The sequence below is a fragment of the Nonomuraea sp. NPDC049309 genome (assembly GCF_043196965.1).
Classification (GTDB): Bacteria; Actinomycetota; Actinomycetes; order Streptosporangiales; family Streptosporangiaceae; genus Nonomuraea; species Nonomuraea fastidiosa.
The window spans coordinates 430,509-453,333 of the sequence record NZ_JBICSH010000003.1; the positions used below are offsets into that span (position 1 = coordinate 430,509).

Below are 22,825 nucleotides of genomic sequence, written 5' to 3' on the forward strand. Positions count from 1 at the left end.
AGGAGCTTTACATAAAGTGGCAGCCATTCTCGACAAGATCCTACGTGCCGGCGAAGGCAAGATCCTGCGCAAGCTCAAGCGGATCGCAGACCAGGTCAACTCCATCGAGGACGACTTCACGAGCCTGTCCGACGCGGAGTTGCGTGCGCTGACGGACGAGTTCCGCCAGCGTCACGCCGATGGCGAAAGCCTCGACGACCTTCTGCCTGAGGCTTTCGCTACCGTGCGCGAGGCGGCTCGCCGCGTGCTCGGGCAGCGGCCCTATGACGTTCAGATCATGGGCGGCGCCAACCTTCACATGGGCAACATCTCTGAGATGAAGACCGGTGAGGGCAAGACGCTGACCTGTACGCTGCCGTCTTACCTCAACGCGATCGCAGGCAAGGGCGTCCACGTCGTCACCGTCAACGACTATCTGGCCAAGCGCGACGCCGAGACGATGGGCCGTGTCCACCGCTTCCTCGGTCTCGAGGTGGGCTGCATCGTCGCGGGCCAGCAGCCTGACGAGCGGCGCAAGCAGTACCAGGCCGACATCACGTACGGCACCAACAACGAGTTCGGCTTCGACTACCTGCGCGACAACATGGCCTGGTCGCTGGACGAGTGCGTGCAGCGCGGCCACTACTTCGCCATCGTCGACGAGGTCGACTCGATCCTCATCGACGAGGCCCGCACGCCGCTGATCATCTCCGGTCCCGGCGAGCAGTCGGCCAAGTGGTACCAGGAGTTCGCCAAGATCGTGCCCCGTCTGCGCAGGGGCGTCGAGGCGAAGAACCCGGGCGAGGAGAGCACCGGCGACTACATCGTCGACGAGAAGAAGCGCACGGTCGGCATCCTGGAGTCGGGCGTCGCGAAGGTCGAGGACTGGCTCGGCATCGACAACCTCTACAAGCCCGAGCACACCCACCTGGTCGGCTTCCTGAACAACGCGCTCAAGGCGAAAGAGCTGTTCAAGAAGGACAAGGACTACATCGTCGCCGACGGCGAGGTGCTGATCGTCGACGAGTTCACCGGCCGCATCCTGCACGGCCGCCGCTACAACGAGGGCATGCACCAGGCCATCGAGGCCAAAGAGGGCGTGAAGATCAAGGACGAGAACCAGACTCTCGCCACGGTCACCCTCCAGAACTACTTCCGCCTCTACGAGAAGCTGGCCGGCATGACCGGTACGGCGACCACCGAGGCCAACGAGTTCCACCAGACGTACAAGCTGGGCGTCGTCCCGATCCCGACCAACCGTCCGATGATCCGCAAGGACCAGCCGGACGTCGTCTACAAGACCGAGGACGCCAAGTTCGCCGCGGTGGTCGAGGACATCGCCGAGCGCCACAAGAAGGGCCAGCCGGTGCTGGTCGGCACCACCTCGGTCGAGAAGTCCGAGCGGCTGTCGCGGGCGCTCAAGCGGCGCGGCGTGCCGCACGAGGTGCTCAACGCGAAGAACCACGCGCGTGAGGCCGCGATCATCGCCGAGGCGGGCCGCAAGGGCGCCGTGACCGTCGCCACCAACATGGCCGGTCGAGGCACCGACATCATGCTCGGCGGCAACTCCGAGTTCCGCGCCGACCAGGAGCTGCGCCAGCGCGGGCTCGACCCGGTCGAGACGCCGGAGGAGTACGAGAAGGCCTACCCCGAGGCGCTGGAGAAGGCGCGTGCGGCGGTCAAGGCCGAGCACGACGAGGTGGTCGCGCTCGGCGGCCTGTACGTCCTCGGCACCGAGCGCCACGAGTCGCGCCGCATCGACAACCAGCTCCGCGGTCGTTCCGGCCGTCAGGGCGACCCGGGCGAGTCGCGTTTCTACCTGTCGCTGGGCGACGACCTCATGCGCCTGTTCAACTCGGCCAGGGTCGAGATGATCATGACGCGGCTCAACATCCCCGACGACCAGCCGATCGAGTCCGGCATCGTCTCCAAGGCCATCGCCTCCGCCCAGCACCAGGTCGAGCAGCAGAACTTCGAGATCCGCAAGGACGTTCTCAAGTACGACGAGGTCATGGACCGCCAGCGCAAGGTGATCTACGCCGAGCGCCGTCGCGTGCTCGAGGGCGCCGACCTGCAGCAGCAGGTGCTGGGCTTCATCGAAGAGGTCATCGACGGCTACGTCCAGGGCGCCACGTCCGAGGGCTTCCCCGAGGACTGGGACCTCGACAAGCTGTGGAAGGCGTTCGGCGAGCTCTACCCGATCACGGTCCGCATGGAGGACCTCATCGAGGAGGCCGGCGGCCGCGAGGAGCTGACCGCCGAGCTGATCAGCGAGCGGATCAAGGCCGACGCGCTGGCCGCCTACAAGCGGCGTGAGGAGGAGTTCGGCCCCGAGACCATGCGCGACCTCGAGCGGCGGGTCATCCTGTCCGTCCTCGACCGCAAGTGGCGCGAGCACCTCTACGAGATGGACTACCTGCGCGAGGGCATCGGCATGCGGGCCTACGCGCAGAAGGACCCGAAGATCGAGTACGCCCGCGAGGGCTACGAGATGTTCACCGCGATGCTCGAGGGCATCAAGGAGGACTCCGTCGGGTTCCTGTTCAACCTCGAGGTCGAGGTGCAGGAGAACCCCATCGTCGAGGAAGAGGACGCCGCCATCGCGGAGACCCGCTCGATCATCGCGCGCGGGCTGCGCGGGCCGCAGCGCCCGTCGGAGCTCGAATACACCGCGCCCGGCGAGCAGGGCGACGTCGAGCACGTCAAGGTGCGCACCACGGCGGCCGAGCGCGCGGCGTACGGCAACGTCGAGCGCAACGCGCCCTGCCCCTGCGGCTCGGGCAAGAAGTACAAGCGCTGCCACGGCGACCCGAAGAACGCCGCCTGAGGCAGGCAGGGACCGCGGTCCCGGCCGTGGCGGTCTTCCGGTCGCGGTCGTAGCCGCATCGTTCGCGCTGGACCCCCGCTCTCGTGTGAGGGCGGGGGTTCGTGCCGTTCTCACTGGTTCTCGTGCTGTTCTCGCCGGTTCTCGGGCTGTTCTCATCGGTCTTCGTGGTGGTCTCGCCGGTATTCGTCCTGTCCTCACCGGGATCCGTCCCGCGGTGCCGGGCTCAGGCGGTCTCCACGGCGGTGCACAGCCACTGGGCGCCGCGGCGTTCCAGGCGCAGGGCGAGGACGTGGTCGCGGTCGCCGCAGTGGACGAGCGTGCACATCTCGACGGCGCCGTCGCGGGGTTCGGTCAGGTGGACGCGGCCCGCGAACGGCGGGCGGTCGCCGTGGTACATCGTGCCCATCCGCACCAGGTCGCGGTAGGCGCGGTCGATGAGCCGGCCGGCCACGGTCGTGGCGGGGCGGCGGCCGGCCAGCACCTCGGCCAGGGCCTGGGCGAGGTGGCGCAGCCTGCGCTCGTCGGGCGGGGCTCCGGCGGGCCCCCACACCATCGGAGGGCGGTCGAGCGCCAGGGAGCCGTGGGTGCGGTGGCCCTCGTCGTACGAGGCTGCGGCGGTGAAGCCGAGGGCCATGGCGAACCTCCGTTTCATGGGGGGAGAGAAGGAGACGCTTCTAGGAGTTTTCGGTCCGGGCGAGGAATACAACCGGCACCAACTTCGGCGGGTGGGGTGGCGGTATGTCCGCTGATGCGGGGGGAAGTCGGTCCCGAGTTGGAGCGGTCCGTGGGATGTCGTCAGGCGTTCCGGGCGGAGGGAAGGGCGGATTTCGGGTGTCCTGAAGCGGTCAGGGTGTGGTTTTCGTGCCGCCCTGTGGCTCTGTGTCTGGTTCGCGGCCCGGGGTGGGCAGGCCGAGGCGGCGGATGAGGACGGCGAAGAGGGCGTAGTAGAGCACGAAGTACGCGGCCCCGATCGCCAGGATCAGCGGCAGGCCGTGGGTGTTGGACTTGGTGGCGTTCAGCGCCATGTCGATGGCGCCGCCGGAGAACGTGAAGCCGAGCCGGGCGCCCAGCTCGGCCATCAGCGCCATCGACAGGCCCGTGAGCAGCGCGTGCAGGACGAGCAGCACGGGCGCGACGAAGATGAACGCGAACTCCAGCGGCTCGGTGATGCCGGTGACGAACGACGTCAGCCCGGCCGAGAGCATGATGCCGCCGACCGCCTTGCGCCGGTGCGGCGGGGCCGCCCGCCACATCGCGATGGCCGCGCCCAGCAGGCCGAACATCATGACGGGGAAGAAGCCGGTCATGAAGATCCCGGCGCCCTGCTCGCCGGCGAAGTAACAGTTGAGGTCGCCGGCCGCGTCCCTGGTGGCGCCGTTCGCCCCGGCGTGGCACTCGGGGAGGGTGAACCAGACGATGGTGTTGAGGAAGTGGTGCAGGCCGACGGGGACGAGCAGGCGGTTGGCGACGCCGTAGATGCCGGTGCCGACCGTGCCGTGGGCCGACAGCCAGTCGCCGGCGTCCGCGAGCAGGTCGCCGATCGGCCGCCAGAGCAGGCCGAACGCGACGCCGATGAGCAGCGCGGCGACGGCGGTGATGATCGGCACGGCGCGCCGCCCGCCGAAGAAGGCCAGCCAGGGCGGCGGCTTGACGCGGTAGAAGCGCTGCCAGAGCAGCGCGGCCGTGATGCCGATGACGATGCCGCCCAGCACGCCGGTCGGGTTCTGCGCCCCCGGATTCAGTACGGAAGAGCCGTCGCGCAGGGTCACGGCGACCTTGGCGTAGACGGCGCCGTGACCGGCCTCGAAGAACAGGGTCTTGGTCACCCGGTCGAAGACCAGGTAGCCGACCAGCGCCGCCAGCGCGGTGGAGCCGTCGGACTTGCGGGCGAACCCGATGGCGACGCCGACGGCGAACAGCAGCGGCAGGTTCTCGAACAGCGCGCCTCCGGCCGCCGCGAGCACCCCGGCCACCGGCAGGAGCCAGGGGAGCGTGCCGCCGAGCCCGTCCGCGCCGAGCAGGTCGTCCTGGCCGAAGCGGAACAGCAGCCCCGCGGCCGGCAGGACCGCGATGGGCATCATGAGCGAGCGGCCGATGCGCTGCAGCACGGCGAACGCCGCGGACGACCAGGCGGGCGGCACGGCCGTCGATCCCCCCTCTTCCCAGGCCGGCCGCCGCGCGTCCGGCCCGTCTCACGGGGGATCGCCGGTTTCCTGCCCTGGCGGCGGCATCGGGAAACCGTCCCCAGGCGTGGGTGACCGTGTCAGGTGCGAGGGAGCGCCGGTCAGCTCTCGCCGGCGTCCACGTCGGGCTCGGGCTCGCGCCCCGGCGTCTGGATGTTCAGCCGGCGGATGAGGAACGAGAACACGACGTAGTACAGCACGCCGTAGACCGCGCCGATCGCCAGGATGCCCGGTAAGTTCTCGGTGTTCGACTTGCTGGCGTTCAGCAGCAGATCGAGCAGGCCGGCGGAGAAGCCGAAGCCGAGCTGCCCGCCGATCAGCGTGGTCACCGCCATCGCCACGCCGGTGAGCACCGCGTGCACGACCAGCAGCAGCGGCGCGACGAAGATGAACGCGAACTCGATCGGCTCGGTGATGCCGGTGACGAACGAGGCGAGCGCCGCCGTCAGCATGATGCCGCCGACGCGGGCGCGCCGGTGCTCGGGCGCGGCCCGCCACATGGCGAGCGCGGCGGCCGGCAGGGCGAACATCATGATGGGGAAGAAACCGGCCATGAACTCGCCGGCGTGCGGGTCGCCGCCGAAGTAGCAGTTCCAGTCGCCGCCGAGCACACGGCCGTTCACCTCGCACTGCGGCACGACGTACCAGACGACGGAGTTGGCGAAGTGGTGCAGGCCGAGGGGGATGAGCAGGCGGTTGATCAGGCCGTAGAAGCCGGTGCCGAGGGGGCCGATGGAGGTCAGCGCCTCGCCGGCGTGCCGGATCCACTCGCCGATGGCCGGCCACAGCCAGCCGAAGAGCACGCCGATGAGCAGCGCCGCGATGGAGGTGACGATCGGGACGAAGCGCCGTCCGCCGAAGAACGCGAGCCACGCGGGCAGCTTGATCCGGTGGAAGCGCTGCCACAGCAGGGCCGCGACCAGGCCGATGACGATGCCGCCGAGCACCCTGGTGGGGTTCTGCAGCCCGTAGTTGATCATCTCTTTGATGCCGTCGGGCTGGACCTCCCGGATGAGCACGGTCTCCCTGATGTCGGAGCCGGCGAACATCACCTTGGTCACTCGGTCGAAGACCAGGTAGCCGACGACGGCGGCGAGCGCGGTGGAGCCGTCGGACTTGCGGGCGAACCCGATGGCGACGCCCACGGCGAACAGCAGCGGCAGGTTCTCGAACAGCGCGGCGCCCGCCGCCTCCAGCACCTCGGCCACCCGGCTCACCCAGGCCAGCCCCGCCACGTCGGCCAGGCCGCCGGGCGCGGGACCGTTGGAGCCGAGCATGTCGGGCTGGCCGAAGCGCTGCAGCAGAGCGGAGGCGGGCAGGGCGGCGATGGGCAGCATCAGTGAGCGGCCCAGGCGCTGGAGCACGCTCATCGTGCGGGCGAACGGCGAGGGCCGGGCGGCGGTGGTCTCGTTCACCGGTCGTTCCTCCGGAGGCGTCTCTGCCGGGGCTGGGGGTCGTACGAGCGCGGCGAACCGGGCGGGCTCGGGTCAGCCCCGGCGGGCCGGCATCTCCAGGGAGGTGCGCAGCTGGTAGCGGTCGGCGCGGTAGGTGGACACGCCCAGCTCGGCGCAGACCCCGCCGGAGAACGACCGGCGCTGCAGCAGCAGGACGGCGCCGCCCCTGGGCAGCTTCAGCAGGTCGGCGTCGCTGGGGTCGGCCAGGCCGCCGTCGATGGTCAGCTCTCCGGCGTCCATGACGAGTCCGTAGCGGCGCTCCAGCAGCTCGTAGAGTGATTTATCTGACAGGTCGTAGTCTGCCAGGTCCGGTGCGAGCTTGACCGGGATGTGGGCGCGTTCGATGGACAGCGGCTCTCCGTCGGCCGTCCGCAGCCGTTCGATGAAGTGCACCTCTTCGCCCGGCTGGATGCCCAGCTCCTTGGCCAGGTGGGCGCTGGCGCGCACGATGCGGCGGTCGAGGTCGCGCGAGCCCGGGACCATGCCGCGCGCCCGCATGTCCTCGGTGAACGAGGTGAGCTGCAGGGCCAGCTCGATCTTCGGCCGGGCCACGAACGTGCCCTTGCCGGGCACCCGGTGCAGCCTGCCCTCGGAGACGAGGTGGTCGACGGCCTGGCGTACGGTCATCCTGGACAGCCCGAACCGCTGGCAGAGCTCGCGCTCGGACGGAATGGCCGCACCGATGCTGAGCTCGTCGCTGTCGATGAGGTCCAGCAGGATCTCGCGAAGCTGGAAGTATTTGGGCACCGGGCTGTCCGGATCGATGCGCGCCACGGATCCTCCCCTCGTCTCCGCCAAGGCCATGGGCTATGGTTCGTACTGGTCTAGTCCGGACTAGACCACCATAAGTCGCGTATGACGGCAAGTCTGAACACCGCATGAGTTGAGGGATGAGCGCGAGATGACCACGAGAATGCGCAGCGAGATCGCCGAGCAGCCGACGGCGCTGCGGGACACACTGGACTCCCTGCTCCCCAAGGCCGGCGAGATCGGCGCACTCGGCGAGCAGACCCGCCAGTTGCTGTTCATCGCGCGCGGCACCTCTGACAACGCCGCAGTGTACGGGCGCTACCTCATCGAGGCGCACGCGGGCCGCCTCGCGGCGCTGGCCGCCCCGTCGATCGCGACCACGTACAAGCGCAGGCTCGACCTCGACGGCGTGCTGGCCGTCGCGATCTCCCAGTCGGGACGCACCGAGGAGATCGTCGAGACGCTGGCGTGGGCCAAGGACTGCGGCGCCAAGACCGTGGCCGTGACCAACGGCGGTGAGCAGAGCCCGCTCGCGCAGGCCGCCGACGTGGCCCTGTGCACGGTGGCCGGCGAGGAGAAGGCGGTGCCGGCGACCAAGACGTACACGACGCAGCTCGCCGCGCTGGCCGTGCTCGCGATCGGGCTGGGCGCGGACGTGAACGTGGACGACCTGCGGCGGGTGCCCGAGGCGGTGGAGAAGCTCATCGCCGAGCCCGGCGACCTGGAGGCCGTGGTCGAGGGGCTGCTGGACAAGCAGGGCGTGGTCGTCTCGGGGCGCGGGATGGCCTTCTCCACGGCGCTGGAGACCGCGCTGAAGCTCAAGGAGGCCTGCTACCTGCACGCCATGGGCCTGTCGTACGCCGACCTGCTGCACGGCCCGATCGCGGTCGTGGACGCCGACACCCCGGCGCTGCTGGTGGCCTCCGAGAACAGCCCGACGCTGCAGGGCACGGTGGCGCTGGCCGAGCGGGTGGTCGCGGCGGGGGCGGCCGCGTACACGATCGGCGGCGGCGACGCGCTGTCGCGGGTCGGCACGGCCAGCCTGAACGGCCCCGACCTGCCCGAGTGGGTGGCCCCGATGGGCCTGATCGTGCCGGGGCAGCTGCTCACCGAGGCGCTGGCCCGCCGGCTCGGCATCGACCCCGACGCGCCGCGCGGCCTCAACAAGGTCACCCAGACCGACTGATCTAGCCTGGTCACAGAGCCGACCCTAGGGAGGACCTGATGGCGGCGGACGTCAACGCGATCATCGCCGCGCTGGGCGGCGCCGGCAACATCATCGACATCGAGCCGTGCATCACCCGTCTGCGCACGGAGGTGCACGACGCCTCGAAGGTCGATCCCGCGGCGCTGAAGGCCGCGGGCGCCCACGGCGTGATGGCCACGGGCAACGTGGTTCAGGTCGTCGTCGGGCCTGAGGCGGACACGATAGCCAGCGACATCGAGGACGTCATCGGCTAAGGGCGAGATCATGACGACTGTTCTCGCCCCGGTCGAGGGGGAGGCCGTGGGCCTGGCGGCCGTGCCCGATCCGGTGTTCTCGGCGGGCATGGTCGGCCCGGGGGCGGCGATCGACCCGCTCAGGGGGCCGGGCGAGGCCGTGGCCCCCATTTCCGGAAAAATCGTGAAACTTCATCCGCACGCGTACGTCATCGTCGGCGACGACGGCAAGGGCGTGCTCGTGCACCTGGGCATCGACACCGTGCAGCTCAAGGGGGAGGGGTTCGAGCTGCTGGCGTCGGAGGGCGACCGGGTCGCGGCCGGTCAGCCCGTGGTCGCCTGGGACCCCTCGGTCATCGAGGCGGGCGGCCGCTCACCGGTCTGCCCGGTCGTCGCGCTCGACGCGCTGTCCGGCGCCGTCACCGAGGTCACGCAGGGGGCGGTGCACGCGGGGGACCAGCTCTTCGAATGGGCTTGAGCGTGGTTTGCGCCCTGGTGGGCAGTTTGGCGGCTATCGGGGAATAAGAGGTGTCCGGGGTGGCATCAACGGTAGTCGGGAGGGCTCGTGTGAGCCGTCACAATATTGTCGGTCGCCCGTTTCTTGGGGCGATCGTACGAAAGTCCGGCCGGTCTGGACCGGTGCAGAAGGAGGAGCACGACAATGGGGCAACGCAAGGTCACCGTGGCGGCTGAGGTAGGGCTGCACGCCCGTCCCGCGGCGACGTTCGTGCAGCGGGCCAAGCAGGCCCCGATGGACATCACGGTCGAGAAGGCGCACGGTGGCGGGCCCGTCAACGGCAAGAGCATCCTCGCCATCATGGCGCTCGACGTCCGTCAGGGCGAGACCGTGGTGATCTCCGCGGAGGGCGAGGGCTCGGAAGAGGTGCTCGACGAGCTGGCCGCGATCGCCGGCGCGCCATGAACCTGCGGGGGGTGGGGGTCAGCCCGGGCATCGGGCACGGACCCTCTTTCGTGCTGACCGTCTCTGTGCCCGAACCCCCCGAGGGCGCCACCTACACCGGTGAGGCGGAGCAGGAGAAGGAGCGCGCCATGGTCGCGCTCCAGCAGGTCGCGGGCGAGCTCGAGGCCCGCGGCAACCAGGCGGGCGGCGAGGCAGGGGAGATACTCAAGGCCCAGGCGCTGATGGCCGAGGACCCCGGGCTGGTCGTCAAGGTGCGCTCGCTCATCGACCGCGGGCTCGCCGCCCCCAGAGCGGTCTTCGAGGCGTTCTCGAAGTACCAGGACGTGCTCGCCGGATCCGGTGGATACCTGGGCGAGCGCGCCGCCGATCTGCGCGACATCAGGGACCGCGTGATCGCGCTGCTCTACGGGCAGGCGCTGCCGGGGCTGCCGGTCGCGCCCGAGGAGCCGTACGTGCTGGTCGCCAAGGACCTCGCGCCCGCCGACACCGCGCTGCTGTCCAGGGACGACGTCGTCGCGTTCGTCACCGAGGAGGGCGGCCCCACCAGCCACACCGCCATCATGGCCAGGGCGATCGGCGTGCCCGCCGTCGTGGCCTGCCAGGGCGCGACCCGCATCCCGCCGGGCGTCCAGGTCATGGTGGACGGCACCTCCGGCGAGGTCCGCGTCTCGCCCGCCGACGCCGACGTGGCCGCCGCCGTCGGCACCGCGACCGCCCGGCAGGCCGCGCTCGCGTCGTGGACCGGTCCAGGAGCGACCGCGGACGGCCATCCGGTGCCGCTGCTCGCCAACATCGGCGGCCCCGCCGAGATCGACGCCGCGCTCGCCGCCGGCGCCGAGGGCATCGGCCTCTACCGCACCGAGTTCCTCTTCCTCGACCGCGCCGAGCCCCCCTCCCTGGACGAGCAGGTAGGCGCCTACCGTGCGGCGCTCGACGCCTTCCCCGGCGGCAAGGTGGTCGTGCGCATGCTCGACGGCGGCGCGGACAAGCCGCTGCCGTTCATGAGCGTGCCCGCCGAACAGAACCCGGCGCTGGGCGAGCGCGGGCTGCGCCTGTTCAAACGCGCGCCCGAGGTGATGGACGTCCAGCTCAGCGCCCTGGCCGCGGTGGCCGCGCCCGAGCTGCAGGTGATGGCCCCGATGGTGGCCACGGCGGAGGAGGCCACCTGGTTCGCCAGGGAGTGCGCCGACAAGGGGCTGCTGGAGATCGGCGTGATGATCGAGATCCCGTCGGCCGCGCTGCGCGCCGCCGACGTGCTCTCCCAGGTCGACTTCGTCTCCATCGGCACCAACGACCTCAGCCAGTACGCCTTCGCCGCCGACCGCGGGCTCGGCGCCGTCAGCGGCCTGCACGACCCCTGGCAGCCGGCGCTGCTCGACCTGGTCGCCATGGTCGCCGGCGCGGCCGGGCAGGCGGGCAAGCCCTGCGGGGTGTGCGGGGAGGCGGCCGCCGACGCGGCGCTGGCGTGCGTCCTGGCCGGGCTGGGCGTGACGTCGCTGTCGATGGCGCCGTCGGCGCTGGCCGGCGTACGCGCCGGGCTGGCCGCGCACACGCTGGAGCAGTGCCGTGCGGCGGCCGAGGCGGCCAGGGCGCAGCCCACGGCGGCCGACGCCCGCGCGGCGGCCCGCGTCCACCTGCCCGGCCTGGCCAGGCTCGGCCTGTAGGGGCCGGGTTCTCGCCCTGGGATCGAGTTCGAGGCTCGGGGCGGGGCCTTCAGCGGCGCGGGGCTGCATGCGGCCGGGTTCTTGCGCTGAGGGCGAGCGCGGGCCCGGACGCGTCGTCGGGTGGATACCTTTGGAGTCATGCTTCGACGGATCGGTACGACAGGACTCCTGGTGATCGCGCTCGTCGCGTGCGGCGGTGGCGGCGGACCCGCGGGGGCCGAGCCGACCGGAGGCAAGGCCGCGCCGCCCGCGCGCAGCAGCGCGCCCGCGACGCCTTCGGCCGCGACGACGCCCGCGCAGAGCGAGGTCCAGCGGGTCCTGTCGCGCCTGACCACCGAGGAGAAGGTCGGCCAGCTGTTCATGCCCGTCCTCTACGGCACCACGGCCGGCTCCGCCTCGGGTGAGAACCAGGCGCGCTACGGCGCGCAGACCCCGGCCAAGGTGATCGCGAAATACCACCTGGGCGGCGTCATCCTCTTCCCCCACAACGTCAAGAGCACCAAGCAGGTCGTCGGGCTGACCAACGGCCTGCAGCGCGCCGCGGGCAAGGTGCCGCTGCTCATCGGCACCGACCAGGAGAACGGCCTGGTCTCGCGCATGTCGGCGCTGATGACGAAGTTCCCCGGCCAGGGCGCGATCGGCGACACCAAGGACACCGGCCTGGCCCGCGAGGTGGCCAAGGCGACCGGCGAGGAGCTGCGTGCGCTCGGGGTCAACCTCGACTTCGCGCCCGTCGCCGACGTCAACGTCAACCCGCGCAACCCCGTCATCGGCCGCCGCGCGTACGGCGACGACCCCAAGCGGGTGGCGGCGTTGGTGGCGGCGGCGGTCAAGGGCTTCGGCGATGCGAAGGTCGCGGCGACCGCCAAACACTTCCCCGGCCACGGCGACACCAGCGTCGACAGTCACACCGGGCTGCCGGTCATCAAGCACACCAAGGCGCAGTGGGAGCGCATCGACGCGCCGCCCTTCAAGGCCGCCATCGACGCGGGCGTCGACGCGGTGATGAGCGCCCACATCGTCTTCCCCAAGCTCGATCCGTCGGGCGACCCGGCCACGCTGTCCAAGCCGATCCTGACCGGCCTGCTGCGCGAGAAGCTGGGCTTCAAGGGCGTCATCTCCACCGACGCGCTCAACATGGCGGGCGCGCGCAAGAAGTACGACGACGGCGAGGTCGCGGTGCGGGCCGTGCTGGCCGGGGCCGACCTGCTGCTCATGCCCAACGACCTGCCCAAGGCGTACAAGGCGGTGCTGAAGGCGGTGAAGTCGGGCCGCATCTCCGAGCAGCGGCTCGACCAGTCGGTCACCCGGCTGCTGACGCTCAAGCACAAGCGCGGCTTCCTCACCGAGGCGCCCGTCGCTTCCGCGGCGAAGGCGGCCGGCGTGCTGCGCTCGTCCGCGCACCGCAAGCTCGCCGCCCGCGCCGGGGGCTGATGCTCCCTATCGCCCTGATTTGGGAGTGAAACAGCGTTTCGCAACGCTCTACCCTGGAACGATGGTTACGGGTGTGCTCATCGACTGGGGCGGGGTGCTGACGACCAGCCTGTCCGACGCCATCGCACGCTGGATCGCCGCCGACAGGATCGACGCCGGCCACTACCACAAGGTGATGCGCGAGCTCATCGACCACGCCTACCGCGGCGGCGACGGCGACAACGTCGTCCACGCGCTGGAAAGGGGCGAGATCGACGGCGCCGCCTTCGAGCGCGACCTGGCCGCCCGGCTGCTCACCGTCGACGGCGTGCCGCCGGTCGCCGAAGGGCTGCTCGAGCGCATGTTCGCGGGCTTCGAGCGGGTCGAGGCCATGTACGACATGCTGCGCGAGGTCCGCGGCAACGGCGTGAAGACCTGCCTGCTGTCCAACTCGTGGTCCAACACCTACCCCCGCGACGGCTGGGACGAGCTGTTCGACGCGGTGGTCATCTCCGGCGAGGTCGGCATGCGCAAGCCGGAGGAGCGCATCTTCCGCCACGCGCTCGACCTCATCGGCCTGCCCGGCGAGGAATGCGTGTTCATCGACGACATCGAGGCCAACATCGCCGCCGCCCGTGCCCTCGGCATCAACGGCATACACCACCGTGACCCCGTCACCACGATCACGCAGCTGGAGGGCCTGCTGCGGCTCACCCTGCGGAAGTAGTCGTCCGCCACGGTCGTGACCAGGGACCGGCAGTAAGGTTGCGATCGGGCTCCCGCCTGGTCGAGCCCCGCACGTCTGGAAAGGTTCGTCATGCGCGTCTATCTGCCGTGTACTCTCCCGGCTCTTGCTGCTGCGGTGAAGGCCGGAGAGGTGGGCCCGGCCCCGCTGACCGGCTATGCGGTGACCCCCGCGCTGATCGAGTGGTACGCCTCGGGCGACACCGAGGAGCTCGAATACGTCGCGCTCACCGAGGCCGCCCGCGCCTCGCTGCGGATGCTGGCCGCCGACCGCGCCGACGGCGTCGACGCCCCCGCGCGGCGTGTCGTGATCGCCGCCGAGGTGCCCGAGAAGGGCGTCACCGCCGGCGCCGCCCTGGAGGAGCGCGGCCGGGTCCGCCTGTCGCGGGTGGTGCCGATGACCAAGGTCGCCGCGGTGCACATCGACGACCACGACGCGGTGGCCGACATCGAGGCCGCCATCGCCGCGCTGCCCGCCGCCGACGCGGGCGACGACGACGCCCGCTTCACCGTGGACGGAGCCGAGGCCCACGAGCTCATGTGGTACGCGACCCAGGAGATCCCTGACCTCATCAGGTGATGGATCCCTGACTCCACGCCGGTTGCCAACGGTGGGATCACGGCAGAGGAGGGCCGGGTTTAGTGATCGTCACTTCCCGCAATGACTCGGCACGGCAAAGTAACCACGACAGGGAGTTGGTTTGCACGTGAAGCGTCGAGTCCTGGCCGTCGCCCTCGGGGCGGCGGTCCTCCTGGCCGGCTCACCGGCCCACGCCGCACTCAAGCCGTACGACCACCAGGACCCCTACAAGACGCACTGCGGTAACTACGCCCGTGCCGTCCGCACAGGCAACATCACCAGCCGGGCTCACGGGACGGTGGGCACGATCAAGCTCATGTGGTCCAGCAAGTGCCAGACCAACTGGACGGAGATCAAGGTCGGCACCACCATGGTCGGCACCATCCACGTCTACACCGCCGACGGCCGCCACAACTCCTTCAACTTCAAGGCCGGCAACGGCGGGCGGCACTGGGGCGACATGCTCTACGGCAAGGACATGTGCGCCTGGGGCAGCGCGTCCGTCCAGTGGGGCGGCGGCCGCGGCGGCCAGAACGCCTCCGGCAGCACCAGCAAGGCCTGCGGCTGATCGCCGCTCCTGGAACCCCACGCACAGGGCGCAACGCCGCCACGTAGGCGACACGCCCTTGAGACGGGCCCCGAGCCGGCAGGCGTTCCCGGAGGCGCGAGGTGAGCTGAGGACCTGCCCCCGTGCCGGCCGGGGCTGCGTGACGGGTTGCGCCCACCTGATGGGTTGGCCTGCGCGATGGCATCGGGCCTACGTGATGGCCGGCCTGTGACGGGCCGGCCTGCGTGATGGCGTTGGGCCTGCCTGACGGCGTAGGCGACGTGCAGTTGTCCGGCGGGCCGTTGTCCGGCGTGCAGTTTCCCGGCGGGCGCGAAGCCGCCGCGTGCACGCCGGAGGCGGTCCGCCGCCGCCCGGTCCCGAGGTGCCGTGGCGGGAGTCCGGTTGCCGTTCCGCGCCGGCGCGCGGCGGTGGGAGCCCGCCCGTCGCTCCGCTCGGAGGGGTGGCGGTTGGGGGTGTCATGGAGATGTCATGGCGGGCATTTAGTCTTGTGCCCGCCATGACACAGCACATCATCTGGGACTGGAACGGCACCCTTTTTCATGACATCGACGCTGTCGTAGGGGCCACCAACGAGGTCTTCAAGCCGTACGAGCTTCCCCCGCTGACCGCCGACGGCTTCCGGGCGGTCTACACGCGCCCCATCTGGGTGGCGTACGAGCGCCTGCTGGGCCGCCCGCTCGTCGAAGGCGAGTGGAAGCGCCTCGACGACGGCTTCCACGAGCACTACTTCCGGCTGGCCGAGGTGTGCGAGCTGGCCACGGGCGCCGAGATGGTGCTGGCGAGCTGGACGGGCACGCAGTCGCTCTGCTCGATGGCCCCGCACGCCCACCTGGTGCCGAAGGTGGAGTCGTTCGGCATCACCCGCCATTTCACCAGGATCGACGGCATCAGCGGCGCCACCGGCGGCGAGAAGGCCGCGCACATGGCCGAGCACGTCAAGGCACTCGGCATCGACCCCGCCCAGGTGCTGGTGATCGGCGACAGCGTGGACGACGGGCTGGCCGCCCGCCACGTGGGCGCGAGGGCCGTGCTCTACACCGGCGGCATGACGACCAGGCAGGAGCTGGAGAGCACCGGCTTCCCCGTGGTCGATCATCTCGCCGACGCCCTGAACCACGTCTGAGCCACGTCTGAGCCACGTCCGACCGGCTGAACCCCGCCGGCCCTCCCGCGCGATGGCCCGGTCATGCCGGATTTCCCGTGGTGAGGGGCCCGGCGGCTCGTGATGGCCTAACCTTTGCAGTGATCCTTCAGGAGGCCGCCATCAACCGCCTTGTGCTGTGGAACGTCGACCTGACGCTGGTCGACGTCTCGATCGTGACCAGAGACGCCTACGCGGAGGCGTTCCGCGCCGTGACCGGGCGCCCGCTCGTCAAGCTCGTCCCCCCGCTCGGCCGCCCCGATTCGGAGATCATCTTCGAGACGCTCGCCGTCAACGGGATCGTGGCGGAGGACGACCACCTGCCCGCGTTCCTCAAGGAGCTGGCCGCGGCCTTCGCGGACCGGCGCGGGCGGCTGTCCAAGGAGGGCCGCATGATGGCCGGGGCGAAGGATGCGCTCAAGGCCGTCTCCAGGGTCGACGGCGTCGTCCAGACCGTGCTCACGGGCACGATCAAGAGCAACGCCGTGCTCAAGCTGAAGGCGTTCGGGCTCGACAAGTACATCGATTTCGAGCTCGGCGGCTACGGCGAGGAGGTCTACCCCAAGGCGACGCTGCTGCAGGTCGCGCAGTCGCGGGCCAGGCAGCGGCTGGGCACGCCGTTCACCAAGGCCAACACGGTGGTCATCGGTGACTCCACCCGTGACGCGCAGGCGGCCAAGATCGGCGGGGCCGGGATGATCGGGGTCGCCTCGGGGCGGTCGATGGCGTCCGAGCTGCGCGAGGCCGGGGCCGACATCGTGCTGCCCGACCTGTCCGACGCCGCCGAGGTGGTGAAGGCGGTCGTGGCCCTGACCTCGCCGGTAGACAGCCCGGTGGACAGCAGGGGGATCTGATCCCGCAGGACCTCACGAGAGGGCGTTGAGGAAGCGGGCGGCGATCGGCGCGGCCACGGCGGAGCCCGCGCCGCCGCCCTCCACGATGACGGAGAACGCGAGGTCGCCCCGGTAGCCGATGAACCACGAGTGCGCGGGCGGCTCCTTACCCGAGCCGTACTCGGCGGTCCCGGTCTTGCCCGCCGTGCCGGGCGGGAAGCTGACGTCGTGCGCGGTGCCGTCCGTCACCACGGCGGGCATGAGGGAGCGGAGCGCGTTCACGACGCCCTTCTCCAGCGGGCGCGGCGTGCCGGGCTGCTGATCGGGGATGCGCTCGCCGACGACCAGGCGGGGCGGGGTCCACGCGCCGGAGGCGATGGCGGCGGCGACGGAGGCCATGTTGAGCGGGCTGGCCAGTACCCGGCCCTGCCCGATGGCGGCGGAGGCGAGGTCGGTGTCGTCCTTGGGGTCGGGGAACTCGGCACGTACGGCGGGCACGCCGGGCGTGATCGGCGTGCCGAAGCCGAAGCTCCTGGCCACCTCGCCGAGCCGGCCGCCGTTCAGCCGGTCGACGCTCATCTGCCCGAACGTCGTGTTGCAGGAGTGCGCGAACGCGTCCTGGAACGTCAGCGTGCCGAAGTCCTCGTGGCCGGCGTTGTGGAAGGGGAAGCCGCCGATGTTCTGCTCGCCCGGGCAGGCGACCCGCTGACCGGGCCGGATGCCGCCGGCGACGAGGGCGGAGGCGGTCACGACCTTGAACGTCGAGCCGGGCGGGTACTTGCCCATGAGCGCCCTGTTGAACCCGCCGGGCGCGTTGACCACGGCCAGGATCTCCCCGGTGGAGGCCCGCAGCGCCACTAGCGAGACCGGCTTGTCCACGCCCTTCAGAGCCTGCGCGCCCGCCCGGTGCACCTTGAGGTCGAGCGTGGTCTGGATGGGCCGCTCACCGCCCTCGTCCCCGGTCAGGATCTTCACCGGCTCGTTCCCCCGGTAGAGGCCGATGACGGTACGGCGGCGCGTCGAGAACCGTTCGGGGAGGGTCGTCTTCATGCCCTCGATGAGCTGCTGCACGGAGCCGGGCGCGGAGGGGTCGTTGACCTGGGTGCCGTCGGCGGCGAGCACGCGTACCGGCTCGGCCTCGCGCGTGACGGCGCGCAGCGACAGGCCCGGCTTGAGCTGCGGGTGCATGGTGGCGGGCGTCCAGGACACCTTCCATGAGCGGTCGCGCTCGACCAGGCGCAGCCGTCCGGTGTAGGTGAGGTCGCGCGGGCCGCGCAGGGCGGCGTCGAAGGCGATGACGCCGTCGTGCGCGCTCCGGTCGCCGCGCTGGAAGGTCGCGCCGGTCAGCTTGAGCCCGGTACGGAAGTCGCGGTGGGCGCGCTCGAAGCCGGCCGGCGGGTCGGCGACCAGGCCCCGCATGGTGGCGTAGTCCTGGGCTGTCCAGGCCGCCAGGTAGCGGTCGGCGGTCTCCTCGGGCGAGCCCTGGGTCCATGTCGCCCAGATGACGCCGCCCGCCGCGACGACCGGGACCAGCAGCCCCGCCCCGATCCAGAGCCATGGCCTGCGGTGACGCCTGCCGTAAATTCTCCCCGTTCGCTGTGCCATGCCGCAGAGGACACCAGAGCGGGAGTAATAGTGTCCAATATTGATATGAGGGACATCTAGATATAAATCTGGATATATTTGCTGGTCATGGACCTCGTTCGGCACCTCCGCTACTTCATCGTGGTCGCGGAGGAACTGCACTTCGGCAACGCGGCGATCCGGCTCGGCATGGCCCAGCCGCCGCTCAGCCAGCGCATCAAACGGCTGGAGGAGGAGCTGGGCGTACGGCTGTTCGACCGTTCCGCCCGCCAGGTGCGGCTCACCGAGGAGGGCCGGCTGCTGCTGGGCGAGGCCCGCGAGATCGTCTCCCGCGTCGAACGGCTGCACGAGCTGGCCAGACAGGGCGGCGGCGCGGTGCTCAAGGTCGGCGTGCCGCCCGACCTGGCCGCCTCCGTGCTGGCGGCCCTGGTGGCGAACTTCCGCGCGGCCAGCCCGGACGTACGCCTCGCGCCCGCCGAGATCTGGACCGCCGACCAGGTGACGGCCCTGGCGGAGGGCACGATCGACGTCGGGCTCGTCCGCCATCCCGTCGCCGCGCCCGGACTGCGCTTCGGCCGGACGCTCGTGCAGGCGCAGGGCGTGCTGCTGTCCGAGAGCGATCCGCTGACCGCCGTCGGCGAGGTGCATCTGGCCGATCTGGCGGGCCGCGAGCTGCTGCTGCCGCCCCAGGAGGGCGAGCCGGGCTGGCGGGCCGAGGTGCTGTCGGAGTGCCGCCGCCACGGCTTCGTCCCCGCGCAGGTGCACGACGGTGCCGGGCTCGGCCTGGTGCTCGCGGGGGCGGCGGTGGCGTTCGGCCCGAGGATGGAACTGCCGGGACTGGCCTGGCGGCCGCTGCTAGGCTCGCCGATCGCGAGCCGGGTCTCCACGGCCTGGCGCACGGAGACGGCCGCGACCGCGGGCTTCTCGGCCGTGGCCGTACGGACGTTGAAGGAGAGCGCCGGGATGACCGAGCACGGCCTCGCGCCCCAGCGGCGGGTCAGCCGAAGGCCGGGGATGCTGGCATGACCCCGCCCGACTTCGACGCCCTGTTCACCCGCGCCGGCGTGACCGGGTGGCTGTACGCGGCCGACATCGACACCGGTCACGACGTCGGCCACGGGCCGGACGAGCCGCTGCCGACGGCCTCGATGTTCAAGGTGCCGCTGCTGGTGGAGCTCTGCCGCCAGGCCGACGCCGGGCGGCTCGTCCTGACCGACCGGGTCACGGTGCCCGCCGAGGGCCGCGTGCCGGGGCCGACCGGGATCGCGGCGATGCTCGACGACGTGACGATGTCGCTGCGCGACCTCGCGTACCTGATGATCGCGGTCAGCGACAACACGTCGGCCGACACGCTGCTCGGCCTGATCGGGTGCGACGCGGTCAACGCCATGCTGGACGGGTTCGGGCTCACGCGTACGCGGGTCGTGCAGGGCGCGGGTGAGGCCAACGCGCGCATGCGCGAGGACGCCGGGCACGCCTGGCCGTACCTCGACCCGGAGGACATCGCCCGGCTCAGCGTGCTCGACCCGGAGCGCACCAACCGCAGCACGCCGCGCGAGATGGTCCGGCTGTTCGAGCTGATCTGGCGCGACGAGGCCGCGTCCGCCGAGTCGTGCGCGTGGATGCGCAGCGTGCTCAACATGCAGGTCTGGCCGCACCGGCTGGCCTCCGGCTTCCCGTACGACGACGTGGCCGTCAGCGGCAAGACCGGCACCTTCCCGACGCTGCGCTGCGAGTCGGGCGTCGTGGAGTACCCCGACGGCCGCCGGTACGCGGTGTCGGTGTTCACCCGGTCGTTCAGCACCGCGCTCAACCAGCCGCGCGCCGACGCGGTGATCGGCACCGCCGCGCGTATGGCGGTGGACCACCTACGGAGGTAGCAAGTTATGGGGGAGTGCCGGGTATGACATTCCTCCGTACGGGCGACAGGATGAGTGACATGGTTGCTGAGGGCGAGCTTCTCTGGGAGCCGGACGACGAGGTGGTCGCATCGGCCAGGCTGACCCGCTACCTGAAGTGGCTGGGCCGGTCGGAGGACTACGAGGACGTGTGGCGGTGGTCGGTCGACGATCCCGCCGCGTTCTGGACGTCGATCTGGGACTACTTCGAGGTGATCGGCGAGCGCGGCGACGGGCCGGTGCTGTCGGGCACGATGCCCGGCGCCCGATGGTTCGCCGGCGCGAGCCTCAACTACGCCGAGAACGCCTTGCGCCACGACGACGGCCCCGGGCTGATCTTCCTGGGCGAGGACGGCGGCCGGCAGGAGATGAGCAGGGCCGAGCTGCGTGAGGAGGTCGCGCGGGTGCGGGCCGGTCTCATCAGGCTCGGCGTCGGCCGCGGCGACCGGGTGGCCGCCTACGTGCCCAACATCCCGCAGGCGCTGATCGCCTTCCTGGCCACGGCGTCGCTGGGGGCGATCTGGTCGGCCGGTTCGCCTGACTTCGGCGTGCCGTCCATCGTCGACCGGTTCAAACAGATCGAGCCGAAGGTGCTCATCGCCGTCGACGGCTACCACTACAACGGCAAGAGCTTCGACCGCTCCGCCGCCGTCAACGAGATCGCCGCCGCGCTGCCCTCGCTGCGCGCCACCGTGTGGATCCCCTACCTGGCCGCCGCCGACGAGGGCCGCGCGCCGCAGCAGGCCGAGCCGGCCGCCGCCCGCACCGCCGAGGTGCCGCACGGCGAGGTCATCGGCTGGGAAGGGCTGCGGGCCGAGGCGGGGCCGCTGGAGTTCGAGCGGGTGCCGTTCGACCACCCGCTGTGGATCCTCTACTCCAGCGGCACGACCGGGCTGCCCAAGCCGATCGTGCACGGCCACGGCGGCGTGGTGCTCGAACACCTCAAGGCGCTCACCTTCCACCAGGACCTCGGGCCCGGCGATGTGTTCTTCTGGTACACCACCACGGGCTGGATGATGTGGAACTACCTCATCGGCGCGCTGCTGGTGGGCGCCACGCCCGTGCTCTACGACGGCTCGGCCACGCATCCGTCGCCGGACGCGCTGTGGCGCGTCGCCGCCTCGGAGGGGGTGACGTACTTCGGGGTGGGGGCGCCGTACATCATGGCCTCGCTCAAGGCCGGGCTGCGCCTGGAAGGGCTGGAGAAGCTGCGCGGGGTCGGCTCGACCGGCTCGCCGCTGCCGCCCGAGGGCTTCGCCTGGCTCGCGGCCCAGCTCCCCGGCACGCCGCTGGGGTCGTTCTCCGGCGGCACCGACGTGTGCACCGGGTTCGTCGGGGCGACCCTGCTCCATCCCGTCAGGGCCGGGATCATCCCGTGCCGGTCGCTGGGGGCGAAGGTGGAGTCGTACGACCCGGCGGGCAAGCCGGTGATCGGCGAGGTGGGCGAGCTGGTGGTTACCCAGCCGATGCCGTCGATGCCGGTCTGCTTCTGGAACGACCCCGACGGCCGCCGCTACACCGAGAGCTACTTCGACGTCTACCCCGGCGTCTGGCGGCACGGCGACTGGATCAAGATCAACGAGGACGGCAGCTGCGTCATCTACGGGCGCTCCGACTCCACGCTCAACCGGGGCGGCGTCCGCATGGGCACCAGCGAGTTCTACCGGGTGGTCGAGCGCTTCGACGAGATCGCCGACAGCCTCGTCATCGACACCGGCCAGCTCGGACAGGAGGGCAGGCTGCTGCTCTTCGTCACGCTCGCCGAGCAGGCCGAGCTGACCGACGAGCTCGAACGCGAGCTGCGCACCGCCCTGCGCACGGAGCTGTCGCCGCGCCACGTGCCCGACGAGATCCGGGTGGTGCCGGGCATCCCCCGGACGCTGTCGGGCAAGAAGCTCGAGGTGCCCGTACGCAAGATCCTGCTCGGCACGCCCATCGAGAAGGCCGCCAACCCCGACGCCATGGCCAACCCGGAGGTGCTGCCCCACTTCACCCGGGACTGACGCGGGCTCACCCCGGCTCGGGCTCGGGTTCGAAACAGGTCGGCTCGGGTTCGGGCCCGGGACGCTCTGGTTCGGGACAGGCCGGCTCGGGTTCGGGGCGGGTCCGTCCGGGTCCGGCGCGGGCCCGCCCCGGATGGGCGCGGGTCAGTCCTTGTCCAGGCCGAACAGGGGCAGGCACGCGTCCAGGCCGTGGATCTCGAACCCGGGCTGCTCCTTCCAGTCCTCCCTGGGCAGGCGGAAGCGGTGGCTGACGACCGGCTCGCCGCCGCGCTTGATCAGGCTGAAGCCGTCGTCGTGGTAGCCGAGCTTGCGCGTGACGCGCAGGGAGGCGGGGTTGTCGTCGAACGCCTCCGTCAGCGCGTACCGGGCGCCGAGACCGGCGAACGCGAAGTGCAGCACCGCCTGGCGCATCTCGGTGCCCACGCCCTGCCCCTGGAAGGGCCTGCCCAGCCAGGAGCCGGTCTTGACCTCCTTCAGCACGCGGAAGTCGCTCGCCGTCACGCCCTGAACGCCGAGGACCTGGCCGTCGCGTACGACGACGAACTCGATCGCCCACTCGTCGGCGCTGAAGCGGCCCCAGGTGGAGAAGTGGTACTGGATCGTGCGCTGTGCGCGCTCGGCCGGCGTGCCCTCGGTCCACGGGAATATGAACGGCATCTGCCCCTCCTCGTGCACGCCGTCGGCGGCACGGTCGGCCAGCTCGTCGAGCTCCTCCAGGGAAGGGACGTGCAGGCTGAGGTTCGGGGTGGTGATCTTTAGCTCGAAGAGCGGCCAGTTACGCATGGCACGGGATGCTGCCAGACGCGGGGGAGGCCGCGCGAGTCATTTTTCCGACAAAAGCG

General features: G+C 71.0%; 21 protein-coding genes. 15 read left to right on the forward strand and 6 right to left on the reverse strand.

Annotated elements, in window-relative coordinates; genetic code table 11:
• Positions 1–16: 16 nt before the first annotated feature.
• Positions 17–2,806, forward strand: coding sequence for a preprotein translocase subunit SecA (gene secA, locus ACGFIM_RS22695; protein ID WP_393203248.1), 2,790 nt, complete (start codon positions 17–19; stop codon positions 2,804–2,806).
• Positions 2,807–3,029: 223 nt separating this feature from the next.
• On the opposite strand, the gene ACGFIM_RS22700 is transcribed toward secA, so the two are convergent.
• The 4 genes from ACGFIM_RS22700 to ACGFIM_RS22715 all read right to left on the reverse strand — a co-directional run bounded on the left by ACGFIM_RS22700 (position 3,030) and on the right by ACGFIM_RS22715 (position 7,217).
• Positions 3,030–3,458 (reverse strand): Rv3235 family protein, encoded by a 429-nt coding sequence (locus ACGFIM_RS22700; RefSeq protein ID WP_393203250.1) that lies wholly within the window; start codon positions 3,456–3,458, stop codon positions 3,030–3,032.
• Positions 3,459–3,651: 193 nt separating this feature from the next.
• Positions 3,652–4,947 carry a PTS transporter subunit EIIC gene (locus tag ACGFIM_RS22705; RefSeq protein WP_393203252.1) on the reverse strand — a complete coding sequence of 432 codons (1,296 nt, stop codon included), beginning with the start codon at positions 4,945–4,947 and terminating at the stop codon, positions 3,652–3,654.
• A 143-nt stretch (positions 4,948–5,090) separates the two neighbouring features.
• The gene (locus ACGFIM_RS22710; protein ID WP_393203254.1) at positions 5,091–6,404 is read right to left on the reverse strand and encodes a PTS transporter subunit EIIC; all 1,314 of its coding nucleotides are present in this window, start codon (positions 6,402–6,404) and stop codon (positions 5,091–5,093) included.
• Between the two features lie 72 nt (positions 6,405–6,476).
• Complete coding sequence (locus ACGFIM_RS22715; RefSeq protein WP_393203256.1) at positions 6,477–7,217, reverse strand: GntR family transcriptional regulator; 741 nt, start codon at positions 7,215–7,217, stop codon at positions 6,477–6,479.
• A 127-nt stretch (positions 7,218–7,344) separates the two neighbouring features.
• Here ACGFIM_RS22715 and ACGFIM_RS22720 point away from each other — a divergent pair, with 127 nt between their 5' ends.
• The 11 genes from ACGFIM_RS22720 (at position 7,345) to ACGFIM_RS22770 (ending at position 16,519) form a co-directional block, all read left to right on the forward strand.
• Positions 7,345–8,379, forward strand: a complete 1,035-nt coding sequence (locus ACGFIM_RS22720) for an SIS domain-containing protein (protein WP_393203258.1) — start codon at positions 7,345–7,347, stop codon at positions 8,377–8,379.
• Between the two features lie 38 nt (positions 8,380–8,417).
• Positions 8,418–8,654, forward strand: coding sequence for a glucose PTS transporter subunit EIIB (locus ACGFIM_RS22725; protein WP_393203260.1), 237 nt, complete (start codon positions 8,418–8,420; stop codon positions 8,652–8,654).
• A 10-nt stretch (positions 8,655–8,664) separates the two neighbouring features.
• Positions 8,665–9,111 carry a PTS glucose transporter subunit IIA gene (locus ACGFIM_RS22730; protein WP_393203262.1) on the forward strand — a complete coding sequence of 149 codons (447 nt, stop codon included), beginning with the start codon at positions 8,665–8,667 and terminating at the stop codon, positions 9,109–9,111.
• A 183-nt stretch (positions 9,112–9,294) separates the two neighbouring features.
• Positions 9,295–9,555 carry an HPr family phosphocarrier protein gene (locus ACGFIM_RS22735; RefSeq protein ID WP_393203264.1) on the forward strand — a complete coding sequence of 87 codons (261 nt, stop codon included), beginning with the start codon at positions 9,295–9,297 and terminating at the stop codon, positions 9,553–9,555.
• Positions 9,552–11,219: a phosphoenolpyruvate--protein phosphotransferase gene (gene ptsP, locus ACGFIM_RS22740; protein WP_393203266.1), complete on the forward strand. Its 1,668-nt coding sequence runs from the start codon at positions 9,552–9,554 to the stop codon at positions 11,217–11,219. The genes ACGFIM_RS22735 and ptsP overlap by 4 nt, the downstream gene beginning before the upstream one ends.
• Before the next feature lie 138 nt (positions 11,220–11,357).
• Entirely contained in the window at positions 11,358–12,653 is a 1,296-nt protein-coding gene (gene nagZ, locus ACGFIM_RS22745; RefSeq protein ID WP_393203268.1) for a beta-N-acetylhexosaminidase, read from the forward strand.
• 61 nt (positions 12,654–12,714) lie between these two features.
• Positions 12,715–13,359, forward strand: coding sequence for an HAD family hydrolase (locus ACGFIM_RS22750; protein ID WP_393203270.1), 645 nt, complete (start codon positions 12,715–12,717; stop codon positions 13,357–13,359).
• A gap of 90 nt (positions 13,360–13,449) precedes the next feature.
• Entirely contained in the window at positions 13,450–13,956 is a 507-nt protein-coding gene (locus tag ACGFIM_RS22755; protein WP_393203272.1) for a DUF6912 family protein, read from the forward strand.
• A 127-nt stretch (positions 13,957–14,083) separates the two neighbouring features.
• A complete protein-coding gene (locus ACGFIM_RS22760; protein WP_393203274.1) occupies positions 14,084–14,524 on the forward strand; it encodes a DUF2690 domain-containing protein in 441 nt (146 codons plus the stop codon).
• Between the two features lie 496 nt (positions 14,525–15,020).
• Entirely contained in the window at positions 15,021–15,647 is a 627-nt protein-coding gene (locus tag ACGFIM_RS22765) for an HAD family hydrolase (RefSeq protein ID WP_393203276.1), read from the forward strand.
• 119 nt (positions 15,648–15,766) lie between these two features.
• Positions 15,767–16,519, forward strand: coding sequence for an HAD family hydrolase (locus tag ACGFIM_RS22770; protein WP_393203278.1), 753 nt, complete (start codon positions 15,767–15,769; stop codon positions 16,517–16,519).
• 12 nt (positions 16,520–16,531) lie between these two features.
• On the opposite strand, the gene ACGFIM_RS22775 is transcribed toward ACGFIM_RS22770, so the two are convergent.
• Positions 16,532–18,103, reverse strand: a complete 1,572-nt coding sequence (locus tag ACGFIM_RS22775) for a penicillin-binding transpeptidase domain-containing protein (RefSeq protein ID WP_393203280.1) — start codon at positions 18,101–18,103, stop codon at positions 16,532–16,534.
• Between the two features lie 87 nt (positions 18,104–18,190).
• Here ACGFIM_RS22775 and ACGFIM_RS22780 point away from each other — a divergent pair, with 87 nt between their 5' ends.
• Genes ACGFIM_RS22780 through ACGFIM_RS22790 form a run of 3 tightly spaced genes read left to right on the forward strand, consistent with a single transcriptional unit; the run spans position 18,191 to position 21,983 of the window.
• A complete protein-coding gene (locus ACGFIM_RS22780; protein WP_393203282.1) occupies positions 18,191–19,108 on the forward strand; it encodes a LysR family transcriptional regulator in 918 nt (305 codons plus the stop codon).
• On the forward strand, positions 19,105–19,962 hold the full coding sequence (locus tag ACGFIM_RS22785) for a serine hydrolase (RefSeq protein WP_393203284.1): 858 nt from the start codon (positions 19,105–19,107) through the stop codon (positions 19,960–19,962). Before ACGFIM_RS22780 ends, ACGFIM_RS22785 begins: the two co-directional genes overlap by 4 nt.
• Positions 19,963–20,021: 59 nt before the next feature.
• Positions 20,022–21,983 (forward strand): acetoacetate--CoA ligase, encoded by a 1,962-nt coding sequence (locus ACGFIM_RS22790; protein ID WP_393203286.1) that lies wholly within the window; start codon positions 20,022–20,024, stop codon positions 21,981–21,983.
• Between the two features lie 144 nt (positions 21,984–22,127).
• Here the strand turns inward: ACGFIM_RS22790 and ACGFIM_RS22795 are convergent, their stop codons facing one another.
• Entirely contained in the window at positions 22,128–22,766 is a 639-nt protein-coding gene (locus ACGFIM_RS22795) for a GNAT family N-acetyltransferase (protein ID WP_393203288.1), read from the reverse strand.
• Between the last annotated feature and the right edge of the window lie 59 nt (positions 22,767–22,825).